Source organism: Parvibaculum sp. (assembly GCF_045863935.1).
GTDB lineage: Bacteria > Pseudomonadota > Alphaproteobacteria > Parvibaculales > Parvibaculaceae > Parvibaculum.
In genome coordinates this window covers 36,163-54,084 of record NZ_BTVP01000027.1, presented here as the reverse complement: position 1 = coordinate 54,084, position 17,922 = coordinate 36,163, and the positions used below count along the sequence as shown (strand labels likewise).

Below are 17,922 nucleotides of genomic sequence, written 5' to 3'. Positions count from 1 at the left end.
TCAAATGGTCACGAGACTCTACTTCCGACTGGATGAAACTTGGGGCGCAGGTCATTCCGAATGGCTACAGAGTCTACTCTGAGTCACCAAGCAAACACCAAACGATCAGAGAAAAGAATTGGCCCGGCAGCCTTCACGCCGTCGCCTCTGTATCCGCATCCAGGCGCGTGCTGTCGTAGGGAAACTAACGCCCTCCTCCGTCCTGACATTCAAGACCCCGGCTCTCGCCGGGGCAGGCGTGGATGGCCCGCATGAAGCGGGCCATGACGGTGTTGGGTGGTATTGGGCGGCGTTGGTGGCGTGGGGTTGCGGAAGCGCGGGGGTGTGGAGGCGCGCGGCTCGCGCAACCGGTCAGCGGCGGTGCGCGTCCGGCCATGACGGATGAGGGAATGGCTGGAGGGCAGCCGGGGAAAAGGATTTTGTGAAGAGGGACGGCGCGCTGGCGCGCCTTCTGGATTGCCGGGTTCCCGGCTTTCGCCGGGACAGGCAAGCCCGGCAATGACGTGTTGGGGAGAGGCCGGAGCGTGAGCGGTTTTTGCGGCGGGTGGCGCGCCCCCTCACCTGCCCTTCGGGCGTTCGAGGCTCGAAAAGGTTCCCGGCCTGCGCCGGGACAGGCCCCCGGACCTTTTCGCTCGCTGGCGCGAACCGCCTCTCACCCTCAGAGCTTGAAGACGCGGCGGGCGGTGCCGGAGAGGAAGGCTTCCGTTTGCGCCGCGTCGAGGCCGAGGTCGCCGAGGCGGGCGAGGCATTTTTTCGGCGAGAGCATGGGCCAGTTGGTGCCGAACATGACGCGGGAGGCGCCCACCGTCTTCATGTAATCGACAAAGGCGGGCGGCAGCCTGTGCACCGCGTAGGCGGACGTGTCGACATGGAAGTTGCGGAACTTGACCGTCAGCGTGGTGAGTTCGTCGATCCAGGGAAAGCCGACATGGCCGCCGACGACAGTGAGCTCCGGGAAGTCGAGCAGCACGTCTTCGAGATAGGGAATGAGGCGGCCAGTCTCGGAGCGGAGCAGCGGGCCCGTGTGGCCGATCTGCGTGCAGAGCGGCACGCCGAGCTCGACGCAGGCGGCATAGAGCGGGTAGTAGCGCCGGTCGTTGGGCGGCAGGTCCCAGAGCCAGGGAACGATCCGTACACCGACGAAATGCTCGCCGTCCACCCAGCGGCGGATTTCGCGGGCGGCTTCCGCCGGGTTCCTGATGTCGGCGCTCGCAAGGCCGCGAAAGCGCGCGGGCGCGGCCTCGATCTGCGCGGCGACTTCTTCATTGGTGATGAGCGCGCCCTGCGGCCCGTACCAGGCGGCGATGAGCGAGATGTCGACATCGGCCGCGTCCATCGCCGCGACCGTCCGTTCGACGCTCGGCACGAGGGGCTTGTCCTCCTGCCCCGTCCAGCGCAGCAGCGTGGCGAGCCATGGCTGCGCGGCCATGCGCGGCGTTGTAAGCTGTGCCCAGACATCGATCGCACCCATGGGGGCTCCCTTTCAGGTTTTCGGCCGGGACATGCCGGCTGGAAATTGATACACTAGTGTAGTATTTAGGGAGGCGGCGAAGGGCTGTCAACCCGCGAAGCAGAAGGCCAGGGGCACATGCCGGCGAAAGACGAACGCTTTTTCTTTCTCGTCCAGACGGCGGCGCATCGCCTGAAAACCGTGGCCGACCGGGCGATGCTGGAGGGGGGCGGGCTGACGACGGCGCAGACGGCCGTCATGGCGATCATCTGCGGCGAGGGGCCGCTGTCGCAGCGCGAGATCGCCGATCGCCTGAAGCAGCGCGAAAGCGCCGTGGGCGCGATGGCCGAGCGGCTGCTGAAGGCGGGCTATATCGCGCGGACGCGCTCGGCAACCGACAAGCGGGCCTGGCTGCTCGAGGCGACGCCGGCCGGGCGGCGCGCCTTCGCCTCGCTGGGCGCGGCCTTCGCGCGCGTCAACGCGGCGCTCGACGAGGCCTTTCCGGGCAAGGACATGGCGCGCGCGGCGAAGGGCTTGCGGAGGTTGATCGAGCTGCTGGAGGAAGACGGGGCGGAGTGAGTTACGCGATGCCCTGGAGGAGCGCCGTGACGATAGCTTTTTCGCGCGGCTCGCCCGTGACCTTGTCGCGGCCCGGCACGAGATTGCCCTCGATCCGCATGGAGACATAGCCATGCACCATCGACCAGAGCGCGATGGCGCGGCTGTGCGGGTCGAGCGCGTCCGATCCGTGGGCGGAGAGTTCGGCGATGAGGCGGTTATAGATCGCGTCCATGGATTGCTGGAGGGCGGCGTCCTGGCCGTCGAGCGCGTCCCAGCGCCAGATCAGCCTGTAGCGGTTGGGCGAGGCGAGGCCGAAGCGCAGCACCGCATCGGCAAAGACGCTGAGCCGCGCCTCGAGCCCCCCGCCCGCGCGGGCGAGCCGCCGCGCGATCTCGCGGGCGAGATCCTCGAAGATGCGGGCGGCGAGCGCGGTGAGGAGCGCCCTGCGGTCGGCGAAGTGATTGGCGGGCGCGGCATGGGTGACGCCGGCGCGGCGCGCCACCGCGCGAATGGTGACGCCCCCGGCGCCCTCCTCGTCGAGCAGCGCGAAGGCCGCCTCGATAAGCGCCTCCTTCAGGTTGCCGTGGTGATAGGGGATTTCGCGCGGGCCGCGGGGCGATCTTGACACTGTCTATATTTCCCTCATATTGACACCGTCAATATAACCGCAGTGGCCGCCCGCCGCCAGCATGGGAGAGAGAAATGCCCGCCCGCCTTCTGATGACCGCCGGAATTCTCGTTTTCGGCCTGCTGATCCCGATCCTGGAAGTGAACGCGACGCATCTCTTCAACCCGGACTGGCCGCAGCATGCGCGCTTCCACGACGGCTGGCAGCTGATCACGAACTCGTCGCTCGCGGTGCTCTGCCTCTGGCTCGTCTGGGGGCGCGGCCAGATCGCGCTGCCCGCGCTGATCGGCACCTGCGTGATGGGCGGCGTCGTCCTCGCGCATGCGCTGGGCGATCTCTATGAGGGCTATGCGACTTATGAAGGCGGCACGGAGCTGACACTTCTGGGGCTGCCCGCCGCCGTCGCCATTCCGCTCGCCGCCGTCATCATGTTCGCGGCGGCCGCCCTGCTGGAGCGGCGGAAGGCCTAGCGGCAGCCGCCCCGGTCGGCGCAGCATTCGCGCATCAGGAAACCGAGCGTGTGATCCATGACCGCCATATCGGCGTGGCAGATGAGCGTCGTGCCATGACGCTCCTGGACGACGAGGCCGACCTCGATGAGGCGGCGCAGATGGAAGGAAAGCGTCGAACGCGGAATGTCGACCGCTTCCTGCAACTCGCCGACGGAACGCCCCTCGGGTCCGGCCCGCACCAGCACGCGATAGACGGCGAGCCGGACCGGCTGGCCGAGCGCTTCGAGGCAGGCCGCCGTGCGGTCGAGATCGGCGGTGTTCTTCATGTCGGCTTTTTTCGGAACCGCTTTCACCGCGGCATTTCTCGCATTCATGAGGTTGCTCCCGTCGTGGCGCAGGCACATGGTTCGTCCGCGCATCCCGCTTCCACGCAGCCCGCACCGGCGGAGGAGGCGCCGAGCCAGAGGATCGGCGCGAAGCCCGCGCCCTCCCCCCGGAAGCCCGTCACCTGACCGCCATAGAGACGCGCCGCCGCGAAGACCGGCTCGAAACCATGCGTCCAGACGCGGATGTCCGCCTTGTGCGCGGCAAGCCCGGCCGCAAGCCGCAGGGCGCGCTGCGAGGGCTCGGCGAAACGCTGCGCGAGATAGCCCTCGCCCACGATCTCGCACCACTTCTTGCGCGTGATCTTGTCGCCGCGATAGACGCCGCGCGACGCATAGCCTTGCGCCGGCTTGAAAACATAGTCGCGGCGGGCCTCCCACAGGCGGTCGGCATTGCCGCAATCGACGGGTTCGGTATGGGGAACGGTATCGAGCACCAGCGCCGCATCGACGCCCGCTTCCCCGGCCAGCGCCGTAACGGCCTCGGCGTCGCTGAGCGCAACCAGCAGATGCTTGTCGGCAAAGGCGCGGTAGACATCGGGGTTCGGCGCGACCACAACCTCGCCCGCTTCCCATGCCTCAAGCAGCGGCGCACTCGCCGCCTCGCGCAAATGGAAATCGACGAGCCGGTTGTAGACCATGTCGATGGGACCGCGCGGGCCGAGAAGCGCCCCGCCCTCGCGGCGAAGATCCACGCGGTCGAGAATATCGACCTCGATGCCGCGCGCTTCGAGCGCCACTGCGCAAAGCCGCATGTCGAGATAGAGCGCCTGCGTCTCCGGCGCCTCGTCGACGATGGCGACGCGGCGCAGCGCGCGTCCGGGACGGAGCCGCGCGAAGGCCTCGATCAGCATGTCTTCCGGCGCAAAACCGTTCGCAGGCCCGCCAGGCGCGACGGCATCGAGAAGGAGCGGCTGCAGGAAGGCGCCGCCCGCATTGGTGTTGACCTCGATGAGCTTCGGGCCGGAGGCGGAGAGATGAAAATCGAAACTGTTACAGGCACCGGCGGCGAGAAGCGCCTCGCGGTCGAAGGCGCGCTGCCCGGCGCGGGCCCGCGTGGCGGCCATGGCCACAAGCAGCGCACCGACGGCACGAATGCGCGCGAAGAGATCCTCGCGCATCGAAACCGGCAGGAACATCGGCTGCCCGGCGGAAAGCGCCTCGAGTTCACCCGCCGCCCATGGCGCTTCAGCCGCACCAAGCCGCGCGGCGGCCGCCGCCTCAAGCGCGGGCCGCTCCAGCGGGAGACAGAAGCAGTCCTCGTTGAGCTGCGAGATGGCGGCGAGATCGATCGGCTGCATGGGGCACTCTGACTATATAACCAGAATTACCGTTATATAGACTTGGCCCGGCCGCCCGGCAAGGCCATCGCGAAGAAATTTGCAGATAACTCTGGAAACACACCTGCTCCAACCACCTGATGACGGTGCGTTGTGGGTCGAAGTTTCATTCCTTGAGCCGCAAGACAGAAGCCAAGCACCACAAGGTCAAGGGGAGCGTCAGCCAATTGCACACTACATCTTGCGCGAATGCTTGACGCTGCAGAACAAATCGGGAATCAATGGAGAAGTTGCGGAAATGGCCGGGATTAGGGCCCCGACCATTTCCCCTCGCAAAGCGTTAGGAGCGCCAGCGAGGCTGTACCTCGAATGTGTACACGCGAATCTGCGATGAATCGGGGGAACAGGTCAATACGGCGCTCCACTCACACAGATGGAGGCCAAAATGGCTTATCCCGGATACCCCTTCATTCCCGTTGACGAGCAGACCAAGCGTGCTGTCTGGAACAAGGGGATTGTGGTTCCCAACTACGACCCAAACAGCATCCGCAAAGACATCTGCGGAAACTGGATGGTGTACGACGAGCACGGCGGTGAAGGCGACTACGGATGGGAAATTGACCACATCTACCCGCGAGCACGCGGAGGAGGGTCTACGCTCGACAACCTTCAGCCACTTTGGTGGCGCAACAACAGACGCAAGGGCGACAACTACCCTTGGTCTTGCTGACGCGGTGGCTCGGCGGCGACTTTGAGGTAGTCAATGCCTCCTATCTCAGAGATCGCCGTCGGCCCACATCGGCTCGACGTAAAAACCGTTGAACACCAGATGCTCAGCCACACGCCGATGCTGACTCCATCTGTCCATTTGACCAATGGGTAAAGTGGAGACAAAGGCGGAATCACACATTCTTTCTCTCCCATGTTTCAAGGGGATGTATGTGCAACATTCTGCAATCTGAGAATGTGTGCGTAGCTACGATAGAGAAGTACGAAGAAACAAGGAGAGGCTAAAATCTCTTGGCCTCGACAACGTCGAATCTACCTGTAGAGCGACTGTCGACTCAACGTGCAGAACAAGTAGCCATGACATCGAAAGACACAGGAGTGTATGAGGACCGACTTCTCCTCTATGCAGATATCCTAGGTTGGAAAGCAGAAATATGTTGCGGTGATGGAGCGAGAGCTCTTCGTGCCATTCAAGAAATTCATCAGTCCTCGCGATTTTTGATGGAGAACGACAAAAACGAACTCATTCAGGGAGAGAAGGATGGAAAATTCAAAGTCAATCCCATGGCATTGGACGTCCAGTTCGGCGCCTTCTCCGATCACTTTCTCATTTCCATGCCTGCCGATTTCCATGGTCGCATTCTCGACGCAGCTTCGAATTTGATCGTCGCGCTTCTGCGACACGGTTTCCTTGTGCGCGGCGCAGTTGTACTCGGTAAACTACACCACCGAGACAGCGCTGTTTTCGGACCAGCCCTACTCGAAGCAATACAAATAGAAGAAAGAGAAGCAATTTATCCACGCATTCTGATCACAGACTCCGCACGAGAACTATGCGAGCAGAACATTTCCGATCCCAAACATCTGCCAATGATTGTGGATCAGAAGGACTCTTTTGTAGTCAATCCATTCGATCTTGGAACATCCGGCCCAGATGAGATCGTTGCGTCCATCGTCGATCTCAATTTCTCGTTTGGTGACATCAAAGCGATGCTCAACCAGCAAATCAAAAACCTCTCACAACAGAGCAATACGGCCGCTGTCGAGAAGTGGCGATATTTCAAGGATTTCATCGAGGGTAAAGTTCTTGCGACCTCAGATGTGTTGAAGCGCAAGTGGGAAGAAGCCTGAAGTGAACTGCTACGTAAGCCTTACGTAAGGCTGGAAAAATGCTTCACCATGCGGATATGCGGCGGCACGCCATGCGAGGTGGCGATCTTCGGCACATTCGTCTCGGCGAGGCGTTCGAGCCCCATGCGTTCGTAGAAACGCACCGCCGGGTTGATCGCCGCGACGTCGAGATGGAGCGAGACGCAGCCGGCAGCCTTCGCGCGCTCGAAGCAATCGAGGAGAAGCTTCTCGCCGATGCCGCGCCCGCGCGCTTCCGGATGCGCGGAAAGGAACAGGAGATACCAGGCATCTTCCGGCACCTCGGGAAAGAGCCATGGGATGTGCCCGGCGACGCTTGGCAGATGGGCGAGAAGTTCGGGCGTTCCCAACTCGGCCATCGCGATCATGCCGGTGCCGAACTCGGTGGCGTAGAGCGGCTGCGGGAAGCCGAGCGCGATGCCCGCAAGATGACCCTCGCTCATCGCCGCCCTGGCATGAACATGCGAGAAAGCGCCGCCCTCGCGCATCCACAGATTGGACGTGATCCGCAGATAGGTGTCGAAGTCGCAATTGTAGAGACAGTCGAAGACGTAGGAGCCGGTGTCGTAGATGAGGCGGGCGGCAAGCTCGGGCTCGATGGGCCTTGCCTGTTCCAGCACGATATTGTCCGCGGTCATCGGCGTCATCGGTCTCACTCCCTCTATTTCTGCCGTCGGGCTTTTTGTTGGGCGCGAGACTAGCACGGAGGGCGGCGGGAGGACGCAGGCGCGGCGCGGGACCGATTGCCGCGCCCGAAAGAGAACACGGGGGAGCCTTGCGGGGCTCCCCCGGCCTTCAACGGCCACCCAGGGGTGTGCGTCCGGGTAGACGCCTGAAGCGGCCGTCAGATCGCGGACGGGACGCCTGCGCCGACGAGCTTCAGCAGCCCTTGCCCTGGTAGAAGGCGGTGAGAACCTGGAGGCGGATATCCGCCTGCTGCGCCTGCTGCTCCGCTGCCTGCTTTTGCTGCTGGGCGAGCGAGCTTGCCGCGCCGGTCGCCTGGAGACCGCCGATCCCGAAGCCGCCGAAATGCATGCCGACGGACTGCGCAATGCCGAGGCCGACATCGGCGACCTGCGCCGTGGTGGAGCTGGAACTGGCATCCGCGATGATCTGCTGCTGCTGCGCGATTTCGGCGGCGAGCTGCTCGCAGCTCTTCTGGGCGTCAGGCACGCCCGCGGCGGCGCCCGTCGCTGTCTGCGCGGCTGCGGCGTGAGCGAAGATCTGGCCTGCAACCGCGAACCATACGCATGCGGTTTTCATGTTCATTGGAAACCCCTCCGGGTCGGGACCCGGCACCCCATGTCCGGATCTTCATGGAGGAGTCCTAGCGGGCGCGAGGGGCCGCCAGAATAGTGCAAATGGACCAAAGGTGATGGCGGGACGCGCGTCAGCCCTCAAGCAGGCGCGCGAAAATTTCCTCGTGGCGCCTGTTGACGAAGCAGTGCCCGTCGCCGGGGAACGTCCGGATTTCGGCGGGAGCGAGACCGATTTCGGCGAGGCGGCGCTTCATCTCGCCCAGCGGCACGACGCCATCCTCCTCGCCATGCCAGACGAGGACGGGCGCCGTGAGGCCGGTGAGGTCGAGCGAAACACCATCGATATAGAGCTGCGACTCGCGCAAGAGTCCTGCATAGGTATGCGCAACGGTTTCCATGGTGCTGCGGATCATCGCCGCCTCGAGCGACGGCGTCGCGCGAATGAGGGCGACATCGGCGGGCGACGGCTCGAAGAACTTGTAGACGAGCGGCCGGATGAAATTGCGCGACATCTTCGCGCGCAGGATGAAGAGCGTCGAGTCGAGCAGCCAGGGATAGCGTTTGAGATTGTTGAAGAAGGCGCCAAGCATGCCGACCTGCTTCTTCGCGTTTTTCCGGGCGTCTTCCGGAACGCCGAGACGCGCCGAGGCAAGCAGGAGCAGTTCGACGCGGCTCCCGAGCCGCGCCGCGCAGGCAAGCGCGAAAGGCGACGCGGAGGAGCGCGCGGTGAGCCGGAAACGGTCGAGCCCGAGCGCATCGGCGAAGTGCTCGAGGTCGCGCGCGAAACTCTCGAAGGTGAGGTCCGGATCGGCGGTGGACGCGCCCGTGCCCGGCCGCTCGACCACGATATAGCGAAGTCCCGCGCGCTTCGCCGCTTCCGCTTCGGCCGGCCAGAGCCAGGAGCTGCTGACGGAACTCGGCAGGAGAATGACGGGAACGCCGTCACGCGCACCGTAGTCGCGATACGCAAGTCGCCGTCCGTCCGGCAGAGCGGTGAAGGAGAGCGGCACCTCGCCCGGCTCGGCAGGAACGGCGCTCTCGCTCGCGTCGCCGGGCGCGCGCATATAGGCCGCAAGCTGCGAGAGTTCCGTCAGGTGACGGATCAGATCGCCCTGCCGGTTGACCCCGAGTTTTTCGAAGACGCTCTTGATCTGGTTGCGCGCCGTGTTGACGGAAATGTTGAGCTTCGCCGCCGCTTCCTTGAGCGCGAGCCCGTCGCGCAGCGCAGCCGCGAGCCGCGCCTCCGCCGGTGTGAGGCCGAAGGTCTCGCGATACATCCGCATCGCATCGCCGGCGGCCTCGCGGGACGGCGCAACGAAGGCGACGGCGCCGCGCCGCGCGGAGGCCGGAAGATCGAGCCGTCGGCGCAATACCTCCGGGAGGTTCTCCCCCGCGAGGAGATAGCCGAAGACGGCCTCCTCGCCATCCTCAAGCACAAGGCGGAGCAGCACGGGGCCGCCCGCGCCCGCGGCAACGGTGGAAGCGAGCGCACGAAAGCGCGCGGCGTTTTCGGGATCGGTAAAGGAAAGCAGGCTGCCCGGAGCGAGCGTCCGGCAGAGCGGCGCGAGCATCTCCGCCGCCGCGGGCGAGATGTCGAGAAGGCGGAAGTCTCGCCCGACGATCATGTGGCACCAGGTGGGGCCCGTTTCCGGCTCGGGCCGCGCCTCGTGCAGGCGCTGCGCGAGATCCTGCGCGCGGGTGAGATGCGTGCGCATGCCGTCCGCAAGCGGCGCGATATCGGCGCCCGCACCGATCTCGTCGAGAAGGGAGTTCATCTCCTCCCAGTTTTCGGGATCGGTGGCATAGCCGTAGATCGCGTCGAGCGCGACCGCGAGATCGGGACGCGGCGCCTCGCCACGCGCCGCGCCAACCGCGCGGGCTCCATCGTCAATGACTGATTCCGGCCCGGACACACTCAACCCCTGAATACAACCGCCGGCGCAATGTTAGGACGGATGGGACAGGAGACGAAGCCGCAAATGGCGGCCGCGCTCAGATCATGCCGAGCGCGCTCATATAGAGGTCGAGGATCGCTTCCTGTTCCTGGCGTTCGGCCTTGTCCTGCTTGCGCAGGCGGATCACCTGACGCAGCGTCTTGGTGTCGAAGCCGTTGCCCTTCGCTTCCGCGTAGACTTCCTTGATGTCGTTCGCGATCGCCGCTTTTTCTTCCTCGAGGCGCTCGATGCGCTCGACGACGGACCTGAGCTGGTCCTGTGCGACACCACCCGTATTCGCAGGCGTATTGCCGTCCGCCATGTTGCGCCACTCCACTTACTGAAAATTGCCGTGAGGGGCGCGACGATAGAGGCGCGCGCCCGGCCCGGCAATATGCGAGGGGCAAGAAAGCTGTGGATAGAGATGTGAATGAACGGTGGACGGTTCCGGATCAGCCGTGGCTTTTCTTTTGCGCCGCCTCGAAAGCCGCCATCTGCGCGGGCGTCGCTTCCGCCTGGTGCTTCTTCTTCCATTCGGCGAAAGGTTCGCCATAAATGAATTCGCGCGCCTCGTCCTTCGAGACCTCGATGCCCTTTTCTTCCGCCGCTTCCCGGTACCAGTCCGCGAGGCAGTTGCGGCAGAAGCCGGCGAGGATCATGAGGTCGATGTTCTGAACGTCGGTGCGGGCGCGCAAATGGCCGGCGAGACGGCGGAAGGCCGCCGCCTCGAGTTCGGTCTGCGTGGTCTTGTCCATTTGAACCTCCTTCAATTTTCCGGCGATATGGGGAGCGAGGGATCGGCATGCGAGCCGAAGAAGCGGATGTCGCGAAGTCCCGGCAGCGACGCGGCGCGGACGAGATGACGGGCGTAGCGCGATGCCCACTCGGCCTGCCCCTCCTCGCTCTCGATCAGGTCCTGCCGGATTTCGATGAGCACATGCGGAAGCCCGTGCAGCGTTGCGTGGGCGTACATGCAGTCGTTCCTGAGGCGGCCCGTATAGGGCTCGTTGTCGCCGGCGGTGAGGCCTTCCGCGCGCAATGCGGCCAGCAGCGGCCGGACGAGACGGTCGTCGCGGTCCCACAGGAGACCCGTTTCCCAGGGCCGCACGAAAGAGCGCCAGCGCGGCGTGAAGCTGTGGACCGAGACGATGACGGGCACGATGCCTTGCGTCCGCGCGCGGGCGATCAGTCTTTCGATTTCCGCGTGATAGGGCGCGTGGAAGCGGGCGATGCGGCGCGCGAATTCCTGCGGGTTCCGGTGCGGGTCGACATCACGATTGCCGGGAACGATGGCGCCGTCCGAGAGTTTCATGACGATGGTCGGGTCGTCCTCGCCGCGATTGAGGTCGATCAGGAGCCGCGAGAAGCGGCCGAGCACGGCGGGCGCGGCAAGGGCCGCGGCGAGACGGCGGGCGACGCCGGCGGCGCCGATGTCGAAGGCAATGTGGCGCTCGAACTCCCGCGCGGGCAGGCCGAGCGTGCCGTATCCGGGCGGCAAGGCGTTCGAGGCATGGTCGCACACGACGATGAAATCCGCCCGCGCTTGCGGATCGACAAGCTCGAAAGGCGGAAGATCGCCGGATACGGGGTTTGGCATATCGTGCATCGGCGCACTATACCTGAGGCATGGCAGGGAACGACCCCGAAACAAGGGCGATACTGAAGCGCCTCTACGAAGCGGCGGTGCGCGACGCCATGCCCGAACATTGCCTGCCGCCGCACCTGCCCGTGCCGCCCGCGCCGGAGCAGGGACGGCTCGTCATCTTCGCCATCGGCAAGGCGGCCGCCTCCATGGCGGCGGCGGCGGAGGACTGGTACGACCGCCACCATCCGGGCACGCATATCGAGGGGCTGGCGCTGACGCGCTATGGCCATGGCCGCCCGGCGCGGCATGTGGAGGTGCTGGAGGCGGGCCACCCGGTTCCCGATGCGGCGGGCGAGGCGGCCTCGAAGCGGCTGCTCAGGCTTGCCGAATGGGTGGGGCCGGAAGACCTCGCGCTGGTGCTCCTGTCGGGCGGCGGCTCGGCGCTCACCGTGCAGCCGATGCTCGGGCTCACGCTCGACGATGAAATTTTCCTCACCCGCGCGCTGCTCGCATCCGGCAAGCCCATCGGCGACATCAATTGCGTGCGCAAGCACATCTCGCGCATCAAGGGCGGCAGGCTCGCCGGGACGATCCATCCCGCGCGCTCGGTGACGCTGGCGATTTCCGACGTGGCGGGCGACAACCCGAGCACCATCGCGTCGGGCCCGACCGTGCCCGATACGACGGCGAAAGCCCGTGTGATGGCCGTGCTCGACAGCCTGCGCCCGCCCATCCCGGCCGGCCTGCGCGAGCGGATCGCCGCACTTCCCGAAACGCCGAAACCCGGCGCGGAAATATTCGCCCATGCGGCCTACAAGCTCGTCGCGAGCGGCACGGGATCGCTCGGCGCGGCGGCGGCTATCGCGCGCGAGGAAGGCTATGAGCCTCTTCCGCTCGGTTGCGCGATCGAGGGCGAGGCACGCGACCTCGCGGAGACGCATGCGAGCCTCGCCCTTGCCGCACGCGCCGAGGGGCGCAAGGTTGCCATCATTTCGGGCGGCGAAGCGGCCGTGACCTTCGGCGAGGGTGAACCCGGACGAGGCGGCCCGAACCAGGAATATGCGCTGGCGCTCGCCATCGCGCTTCAGGGCGCGGCGGACATCTCCGCGCTGGCCGCCGACACGGACGGCATCGACGGCGGCTCGGGCGCGGCGGACGATCCGGCGGGCGCCATCGTCACGCCGTCGACACTTGCCCGCGCCGGAGAGAAGGGCCTCAATGCGCAGACCTTTCTCGACCGCCACGATTCGGGCACCTTCTTCGCCGGGCTCGGCGACCTGGTGAGAACGGGCCCGAGTTACACGAATGTGAACGATTTCAGAATAATACTGGTAGATCAATGACTTAGAGACTTAAGTGCTCCCTATGTGCTCAAAATATCGCCATTTATTTTACATAATACAAAGAAATGATCGAAGGATTGGGGGTAAGACGGTGGTGTGGTTCGCGATAGGCGCCTCTCTGGGCGCACTCCAGCTTGCGGTATCGCTAGCAAGGCATCCTTTACATGGAGGGCATCCGGTCCAAGGGTTCGTGGCAGCGGCAGTTTTAGGAGCTGCCGTTTATGGCACCGTTCTGTGGCTGATCTTCAGCTAGCCTCCCATCTGAGGCACTACTCTCAACACCAACTTTTTGGCCGCAAGCCATACGTCGGAGCGACAGAAAAAGCCATGTTGAGATTTCTAAGAAGGAGAAAGCTTCGGATGCGAGCCATACAGTATTTGGGCAAACATCCTGAGGATGAACCAGCGGTCAAAGCTATCCTGATAGGAATTGAAGCTTTCGAAATTTCCTGCGCACGCGAAGCGGCGGAAATAACAGGAGGCCGTCCCCTCTCAGACGAGGAGTGGCATAAGTACGGCCCGCGATGGGAACGCGCCTGGGACTTCATTGCCCTTGGAGCAACTTGGCTGTGACAATGATGCCGCGAACCGCATTCGCAGTTGCTCTTTCAGGTGCGCTCTATGCGTGTGGCCAGATTAAGTAGGTAATTTGAGTCCTTTAAAATCAAAGACCTACCGAAAGTGGGCGCGCGCACATTTTCTCATATCTGCTTACTTAGCTAGCCGACAAAATTTCTCTACAGAATCAACGCACATTCGATAATCAATCAGTTATCCGTGATTCTAGGGTGGCGAAAAGTGAACGATTTCCGGGTCATACTCGTCGACGGACCAGACGCCCCGAGCGATAACGATAGCGTACCCGACAAAGACAGGAGCTCTCCCCTTTGACCCGCCGCCGCAACGTCAAGATCATTGCAACGCTTGGCCCCGCTTCCGACAATCCCGACATGATCCGCAAGCTCTTCGATGCGGGCGCGGACGTGTTCCGGCTCAACATGAGCCATCTCGACCACAAGAACCTGAAGCGGGTACACGCCGCCGTGCGGCAGGTGGAGCGCGAGGTGGAACGTCCGATCGGCATTCTCGCCGATCTGCAAGGGCCGAAGCTCAGGATCGGCGAGATGAAGGACGGCAGCGCCATGCTCGACAAGGGCGCGCGCTTCCGCCTCGACACCTCGCAGAAGGCGGGCGACGCCTCGCGCGCCTATCTCCCTCACCCGGCGATCTTCGACGCGGTGAGCGCGGGACAGACGCTTCTTCTCGACGACGGCAAGATCCGCCTCGCCGTGAAAGGCAAGGGCCGCGACCATATCGACACGGAAGTCGTGGTGGGCGGCAAGCTTTCGAGCCGCAAGGGCGTGAGCCTTCCCGACACGCTGCTGCCCCTGACGGCGCTGACGGAAAAGGACCGGAGCGACCTCGACGCGGCGCTCGACCTCGGCGTCGACTGGGTGGCGCTTTCCTTCGTGCAGCGCCCGGACGACGTCGCCGAAGTGCGCAAGATCGCGCGCGGCCGCGCGGCCGTTCTCGCCAAGATCGAGAAGCCGCAGGCGCTCGAACATCTGGAAGGTATTCTCGAAATATCGGACGCGATCATGGTCGCCCGCGGCGATCTCGGCGTGGAGCTTCCGCTCGAACAGGTGCCGGGCTGGCAGAAGCGGCTGACGCGCGCGGCGCGCCGGACGGGCAAGCCCGTGGTCGTCGCCACGCAGATGCTCGAAAGCATGATCTCCTCGCCGACACCGACGCGCGCCGAAGTGTCCGACGTCGCGACCGCCGTCTTCGAGGGCGCCGATGCGATCATGCTTTCGGCCGAATCGGCAGCGGGAGAATTCCCGATCGAGGCGGTGGCGATGATGGACCGTGTTGCGCAATCGGTCGAAAGCGATCCGACCTATCCCGGCATCATCTATTCGCAGCGCACGGAGCCGGAAGCGACGGGCGCCGACGCGATTGCGGCAGCGGCGCATTCCGTCGCCGACACGCTGAACGCGGCGGCCATCGTCTGCTGGACGAATTCCGGCTCGACGGGCCTTCGCGTCGCCCGCGAACGCCCGCTCTTTCCGATCGTCGTGCTGACGCCCGTCAAGGCGACGGCGCGCCGCCTCGCCCTCGTCTGGGGGTTGCATTGCGTGCTGACGGAGGACGCGACCGATCTCGAAGATCTCGCGGAGCGCGCCTGCCGCATTGCCTATCGCGAAGGTTTCGCCCAGCCCGGCAAGCGCATCGTCGTGACGGCGGGCGTGCCGCTCGGCACACCGGGCGCGACGAACATGCTGCGCGTGGCATTCGTGGGCAGGCACGAGGAATAGGCGCTACGCCGCCGCTTCCGGCCTCTCGACGCGACCGTCTTCGTGGATCGTCGTCTCACCCGCGCGGGGACGCTCGCCGCGCGCGAGACGGAGAACGGCGTCCACGACCGCGTCGCGCCGCGCATAATGCGGCATGTGGCCCGTACCCCTGAGCTTGACGAGTTCCGAGCCCGCGACCGCACTGTGAAACGCATAGGAATGAAGCTTCGGCGAAACGGTATGGTCCGCATTGCCGGTGACGACGATGGTCGGCACCGAAATCTCGCCATAGCGCATGCTCTGCCGGGCGAGATGCCCCTTGAGGTTCGCCGTATCCTCGCTGTTGGCGCGGAACTCGGACGGACGGAAGAGAAGCGGCAGCGCGATCGCCTCCGCATATCCTTCCGGCGCCTTGTCGGGATGGAAGTTCGCCGCCACTCCCTTCGGCATCAGCACCCGCCCTCCCGGAACGATCATGGTACGGATGAAAACGGCACCGATGAGAGGTGTGCGCACGACCGAATGATACCAGGCAATGCCGCCCGGCCAGGGATAGAGCGCGCCGGAAAGCGGCAGCAGGCCGGAAATGCCTCGCGGTTCGGCAAGCGCCCAGGCTGCGGCGACAGAGGCGCCCCAGCTATGCCCGGCCACGACCGGCTTTTCGATGCCGAGCTTTGCCGTGGCTTGCGCGATGGCGCGCGCCTGCACGGCGGGATCGGCAATGTCGGGACGCTTTCCGCGTTCGCTCCAGCCATGTCCCGGCCTGTCAAAGGCGACGACAAGCGTCTCGCGCGAGAGCGGCCCGGCAAGCCCCTCCACCATGTCGCGGAGGTTGCCGCTCGCCCCGTGAATGAGAACGACGGGCGCGACACCTTCGCGCCGCTCGCCGCAGGTGAGATAGTGGAGCCGCAACCCTTCGAATTCGCCGTCAAGCGCGATGAACTCGCCGGATGGCGGCCAGGTCGAGCCCGCCCATGCCGCCGCGCGCGCCGAATAGACGAGAAGCGAACCGAGGAAGAGAACGAGAAGGATGAAGGCCGTCAAATGCCCCTCCCCTCCACTTCGAGTTCGAGCGGCGCGATGCGCTCCTTGCCGTTCAGGAGCTGCGGGTTGATCGCGAGCGCCTTGCGATAGGCGTCGAGCGCGCCCTTCTTGTCGCCAAGCTCCTCAAGAATGACGCCGAGCCCCGCCAGTGCCTCGAAGTGGCGCGGTTCGAGGCGCAACACATGCTCGATGTCGCGCAACGCGCGCGCATAATCCTCACGAATGTAATGGACGGTGGCGCGCTTGTTCCAGCCTTCCGCAAAACCCGGCGCCAGCGTCACCACCTCGTCGAAATAGAAATAGGCGCGGTCGAAATCGTCCTCGCGCAGCGCATCGAGGCCGCGGCTCATCAGGAGATCGATGCTCGGGCTGCCGCTTTCGAGCCAGACGCTCTGGATCGCGCTTTCGAGCGCACGGCCCGCCACTTCGTCGCGCGCCCCGGCAAGTTCGCCGTAGAGTTTGTCGAGAAGGGCCCGGCGTGCCTCCACCTGCCCTTCGGACAAGAGGGGCGTCCCCGACGGCGGCAGTTCAGCGCCAGGCGGTGCGGCGCGAGCCGCCGTCGCCAGAAGCAGAAGACAAAGAAGGACCCGCGGGATCATGGGCGGATGATAGCGCCTGGCAGGCGGCGAACCAAATGACGTCCCGCTTTCATCCGTCCATATCCCGATAGGCGCAGCCTTCGAAACTCGCGATGAAATCGGGGCCGAAAACGGAGGACGGCGTCTGGAAGCCGGACTTCGCCTCGCCGGCGAGCACGCGCCCCACGATCTCGAGGCTCGTCATCGCGGTGAGCGTATAGCCCTCGGGCGTCGACAGGCGCGACTGCACATGCTCTCCCTGCGCATTGACGGCTTCGCCGAACAGTATGGAATAACCCTGACGTCGCTCGGCATCGCTCGGACCCTCCGGCTGCAACCCGATGCGCTTCTTGAGCGCCCGCTGGATCGATCCGCGGGCCATCACCCAGCGCGCGATGCGGCCCATCTTCGCCATCTGCTCGAATTGCGGATTGCTTTCGAAATAGACCGTGATGTCGGGAATATGCGTCGAATGCCAGGCAGTCGACACATCGCCCCAGCCGACCGCGATGGCGGGCTTCGCGCCCTTGCCGAAATCGATCTCGCGGCGCGGCGTCTTCCTCGCGGTGACGATGCGCCCGTCGCGGCGGATGCGCGTGCCCTTGCCGATGCTCTCGATGCCGGTCTTCGCCGTGCCATGCGACATCCGGCCAAGGCCTGAAATGCCGAGGGTGAGTTCGCTCGCGTCCGGCAGCCGCGCCTTCATGTGGGCGGCAAGGCAATCGCTCGGCACCACGTCGAAGCCGACGCCGGGCATGAGCATGACGCCCGCCTTCTTAGCCTCCTCGTCGCGCCGGGCGCAGGCCTCGAAGACGTCGATCTCGCCGGTGATGTCGAGGTAATGCGTGCCGGTGCGCAGACAGGCATCGACCATCGGCTTCGAGGTCTGGGAGAAGGGCCCGGCGATGTGGAGAACGGCATCGGCCTGCGCCAGGCCCGCATCGAGCGCGTCGGGATCGTCGAGCGAAATCGCCTGATATTCGAAGCCATGCTGGGCGGCGATCGACTTGAGCCGGGCCTCGTTGCGCCCGGCGAGCAGCGGGTTCAGCCCCTGCGCCTTCGCGGTGCGGGCGATGAGTTTCCCCGTATACCCCGTGGCCCCGTAAATCATGAAGCGGTCGCTCATGGCCTGCCTTTCAGTGAGATCGGTCGGTCCAGCCCCTCCCCGTGCACCGGGCGGGAGAAACGCATATTAACCCCGGGAGCGAGGACGAAGGCAAATGCCCCGGGGAAAGCTCCCCGGGACACAAAAA

Annotated in this window: 19 protein-coding genes; 6 read left to right on the top strand and 13 right to left on the bottom strand. The window is 64.8% G+C overall.

The features are described from left to right. Positions 1 to 658: 658 nt before the first annotated feature. Complete coding sequence (locus ACKUUH_RS12215) at positions 659 to 1,471, bottom strand: amidohydrolase family protein (RefSeq protein WP_407950196.1); 813 nt, start codon at positions 1,469 to 1,471, stop codon at positions 659 to 661. Positions 1,472 to 1,588: 117 nt separating this feature from the next. On the opposite strand from ACKUUH_RS12215, the gene ACKUUH_RS12210 reads away from it, so the two are divergent. Then, positions 1,589 to 2,029, top strand: a complete 441-nt coding sequence (locus tag ACKUUH_RS12210) for a MarR family winged helix-turn-helix transcriptional regulator (RefSeq protein ID WP_407950195.1) — start codon at positions 1,589 to 1,591, stop codon at positions 2,027 to 2,029. Position 2,030: 1 nt separating this feature from the next. Here the strand turns inward: ACKUUH_RS12210 and ACKUUH_RS12205 are convergent, their stop codons facing one another. Next, complete coding sequence (locus ACKUUH_RS12205; RefSeq protein ID WP_407950194.1) at positions 2,031 to 2,639, bottom strand: TetR/AcrR family transcriptional regulator; 609 nt, start codon at positions 2,637 to 2,639, stop codon at positions 2,031 to 2,033. Between the two features lie 74 nt (positions 2,640 to 2,713). Between ACKUUH_RS12205 and ACKUUH_RS12200 the strand changes: the two genes are divergently transcribed. Beyond that, positions 2,714 to 3,109 carry a hypothetical protein gene (locus tag ACKUUH_RS12200; protein ID WP_407950193.1) on the top strand — a complete coding sequence of 132 codons (396 nt, stop codon included), beginning with the start codon at positions 2,714 to 2,716 and terminating at the stop codon, positions 3,107 to 3,109. On the opposite strand, the gene ACKUUH_RS12195 is transcribed toward ACKUUH_RS12200, so the two are convergent. Both ACKUUH_RS12195 and ACKUUH_RS12190 read right to left on the bottom strand, forming a co-directional pair. Continuing rightward, a complete protein-coding gene (locus tag ACKUUH_RS12195) occupies positions 3,106 to 3,465 on the bottom strand; it encodes an ArsR/SmtB family transcription factor (protein ID WP_407950192.1) in 360 nt (119 codons plus the stop codon). The genes ACKUUH_RS12200 and ACKUUH_RS12195 overlap by 4 nt on opposite strands. Further along, a complete protein-coding gene (locus tag ACKUUH_RS12190; RefSeq protein WP_407950191.1) occupies positions 3,462 to 4,775 on the bottom strand; it encodes a hypothetical protein in 1,314 nt (437 codons plus the stop codon). Before ACKUUH_RS12190 ends, ACKUUH_RS12195 begins: the two co-directional genes overlap by 4 nt. 424 nt (positions 4,776 to 5,199) lie before the next feature. On the opposite strand from ACKUUH_RS12190, the gene ACKUUH_RS12185 reads away from it, so the two are divergent. Next, the gene (locus tag ACKUUH_RS12185) at positions 5,200 to 5,484 is read left to right on the top strand and encodes an HNH endonuclease (RefSeq protein WP_407950190.1); all 285 of its coding nucleotides are present in this window, start codon (positions 5,200 to 5,202) and stop codon (positions 5,482 to 5,484) included. A 356-nt stretch (positions 5,485 to 5,840) separates the two neighbouring features. Continuing rightward, positions 5,841 to 6,614 carry a hypothetical protein gene (locus ACKUUH_RS12180; protein WP_407950189.1) on the top strand — a complete coding sequence of 258 codons (774 nt, stop codon included), beginning with the start codon at positions 5,841 to 5,843 and terminating at the stop codon, positions 6,612 to 6,614. A gap of 20 nt (positions 6,615 to 6,634) precedes the next feature. Here the strand turns inward: ACKUUH_RS12180 and ACKUUH_RS12175 are convergent, their stop codons facing one another. The 6 genes from ACKUUH_RS12175 to ACKUUH_RS12150 all read right to left on the bottom strand — a co-directional run bounded on the left by ACKUUH_RS12175 (position 6,635) and on the right by ACKUUH_RS12150 (position 11,422). After that, positions 6,635 to 7,279, bottom strand: coding sequence for a GNAT family N-acetyltransferase (locus ACKUUH_RS12175; RefSeq protein ID WP_407950188.1), 645 nt, complete (start codon positions 7,277 to 7,279; stop codon positions 6,635 to 6,637). Positions 7,280 to 7,511: 232 nt separating this feature from the next. Beyond that, positions 7,512 to 7,901 carry a hypothetical protein gene (locus tag ACKUUH_RS12170; RefSeq protein WP_407950187.1) on the bottom strand — a complete coding sequence of 130 codons (390 nt, stop codon included), beginning with the start codon at positions 7,899 to 7,901 and terminating at the stop codon, positions 7,512 to 7,514. 121 nt (positions 7,902 to 8,022) lie between these two features. Continuing rightward, the gene (locus ACKUUH_RS12165) at positions 8,023 to 9,804 is read right to left on the bottom strand and encodes an alpha/beta fold hydrolase (RefSeq protein ID WP_407950186.1); all 1,782 of its coding nucleotides are present in this window, start codon (positions 9,802 to 9,804) and stop codon (positions 8,023 to 8,025) included. Between the two features lie 79 nt (positions 9,805 to 9,883). Beyond that, positions 9,884 to 10,147 carry a DUF2312 domain-containing protein gene (locus ACKUUH_RS12160; protein ID WP_293215585.1) on the bottom strand — a complete coding sequence of 88 codons (264 nt, stop codon included), beginning with the start codon at positions 10,145 to 10,147 and terminating at the stop codon, positions 9,884 to 9,886. A 130-nt stretch (positions 10,148 to 10,277) separates the two neighbouring features. Then, entirely contained in the window at positions 10,278 to 10,580 is a 303-nt protein-coding gene (locus ACKUUH_RS12155; protein ID WP_407950185.1) for a DUF1244 domain-containing protein, read from the bottom strand. Positions 10,581 to 10,591: 11 nt separating this feature from the next. After that, positions 10,592 to 11,422, bottom strand: a complete 831-nt coding sequence (locus tag ACKUUH_RS12150) for an N-formylglutamate amidohydrolase (protein WP_407950184.1) — start codon at positions 11,420 to 11,422, stop codon at positions 10,592 to 10,594. A gap of 29 nt (positions 11,423 to 11,451) precedes the next feature. On the opposite strand from ACKUUH_RS12150, the gene ACKUUH_RS12145 reads away from it, so the two are divergent. Next, entirely contained in the window at positions 11,452 to 12,753 is a 1,302-nt protein-coding gene (locus ACKUUH_RS12145) for a glycerate kinase (protein WP_407950183.1), read from the top strand. Positions 12,754 to 13,640: 887 nt separating this feature from the next. Then, positions 13,641 to 15,068 carry a pyruvate kinase gene (gene pyk / locus ACKUUH_RS12140; protein ID WP_407950182.1) on the top strand — a complete coding sequence of 476 codons (1,428 nt, stop codon included), beginning with the start codon at positions 13,641 to 13,643 and terminating at the stop codon, positions 15,066 to 15,068. A 3-nt stretch (positions 15,069 to 15,071) separates the two neighbouring features. Here pyk and ACKUUH_RS12135 read toward each other — a convergent pair whose 3' ends face one another. From ACKUUH_RS12135 to ACKUUH_RS12125, 3 genes are all read right to left on the bottom strand, one after another. Next, on the bottom strand, positions 15,072 to 16,091 hold the full coding sequence (locus ACKUUH_RS12135) for an alpha/beta fold hydrolase (protein ID WP_407950181.1): 1,020 nt from the start codon (positions 16,089 to 16,091) through the stop codon (positions 15,072 to 15,074). After that, positions 16,088 to 16,594 carry a tetratricopeptide repeat protein gene (locus ACKUUH_RS12130; RefSeq protein WP_407950180.1) on the bottom strand — a complete coding sequence of 169 codons (507 nt, stop codon included), beginning with the start codon at positions 16,592 to 16,594 and terminating at the stop codon, positions 16,088 to 16,090. The genes ACKUUH_RS12135 and ACKUUH_RS12130 overlap by 4 nt, the downstream gene beginning before the upstream one ends. Positions 16,595 to 16,739: 145 nt before the next feature. Beyond that, complete coding sequence (locus ACKUUH_RS12125) at positions 16,740 to 17,795, bottom strand: saccharopine dehydrogenase family protein (RefSeq protein WP_407950179.1); 1,056 nt, start codon at positions 17,793 to 17,795, stop codon at positions 16,740 to 16,742. Positions 17,796 to 17,922: the final 127 nt, after the last annotated feature.

What these genes read in the sequence shown, in the direction of transcription:
- ACKUUH_RS12215 (WP_407950196.1), bottom strand. Translation starts at nt 1,471, where the DNA reads ATGGGTGCGATCGATGTCTGGGCACAGCTTACAACGCCGCGCATGGCC.
- ACKUUH_RS12155 (WP_407950185.1), bottom strand. Translation starts at nt 10,580, where the DNA reads ATGGACAAGACCACGCAGACCGAACTCGAGGCGGCGGCCTTCCGCCGT.
- ACKUUH_RS12160 (WP_293215585.1), bottom strand. Translation starts at nt 10,147, where the DNA reads ATGGCGGACGGCAATACGCCTGCGAATACGGGTGGTGTCGCACAGGAC.
- ACKUUH_RS12185 (WP_407950190.1), top strand. Translation starts at nt 5,200, where the DNA reads ATGGCTTATCCCGGATACCCCTTCATTCCCGTTGACGAGCAGACCAAG.
- ACKUUH_RS12145 (WP_407950183.1), top strand. Translation starts at nt 11,452, where the DNA reads ATGGCAGGGAACGACCCCGAAACAAGGGCGATACTGAAGCGCCTCTAC.
- ACKUUH_RS12200 (WP_407950193.1), top strand. Translation starts at nt 2,714, where the DNA reads ATGCCCGCCCGCCTTCTGATGACCGCCGGAATTCTCGTTTTCGGCCTG.
- ACKUUH_RS12125 (WP_407950179.1), bottom strand. Translation starts at nt 17,795, where the DNA reads ATGAGCGACCGCTTCATGATTTACGGGGCCACGGGGTATACGGGGAAA.
- ACKUUH_RS12210 (WP_407950195.1), top strand. Translation starts at nt 1,589, where the DNA reads ATGCCGGCGAAAGACGAACGCTTTTTCTTTCTCGTCCAGACGGCGGCG.
- ACKUUH_RS12190 (WP_407950191.1), bottom strand. Translation starts at nt 4,775, where the DNA reads ATGCAGCCGATCGATCTCGCCGCCATCTCGCAGCTCAACGAGGACTGC.
- ACKUUH_RS12175 (WP_407950188.1), bottom strand. Translation starts at nt 7,279, where the DNA reads ATGACGCCGATGACCGCGGACAATATCGTGCTGGAACAGGCAAGGCCC.
- ACKUUH_RS12150 (WP_407950184.1), bottom strand. Translation starts at nt 11,422, where the DNA reads ATGCCAAACCCCGTATCCGGCGATCTTCCGCCTTTCGAGCTTGTCGAT.
- ACKUUH_RS12180 (WP_407950189.1), top strand. Translation starts at nt 5,841, where the DNA reads ATGACATCGAAAGACACAGGAGTGTATGAGGACCGACTTCTCCTCTAT.
- ACKUUH_RS12170 (WP_407950187.1), bottom strand. Translation starts at nt 7,901, where the DNA reads ATGAACATGAAAACCGCATGCGTATGGTTCGCGGTTGCAGGCCAGATC.
- ACKUUH_RS12195 (WP_407950192.1), bottom strand. Translation starts at nt 3,465, where the DNA reads ATGAATGCGAGAAATGCCGCGGTGAAAGCGGTTCCGAAAAAAGCCGAC.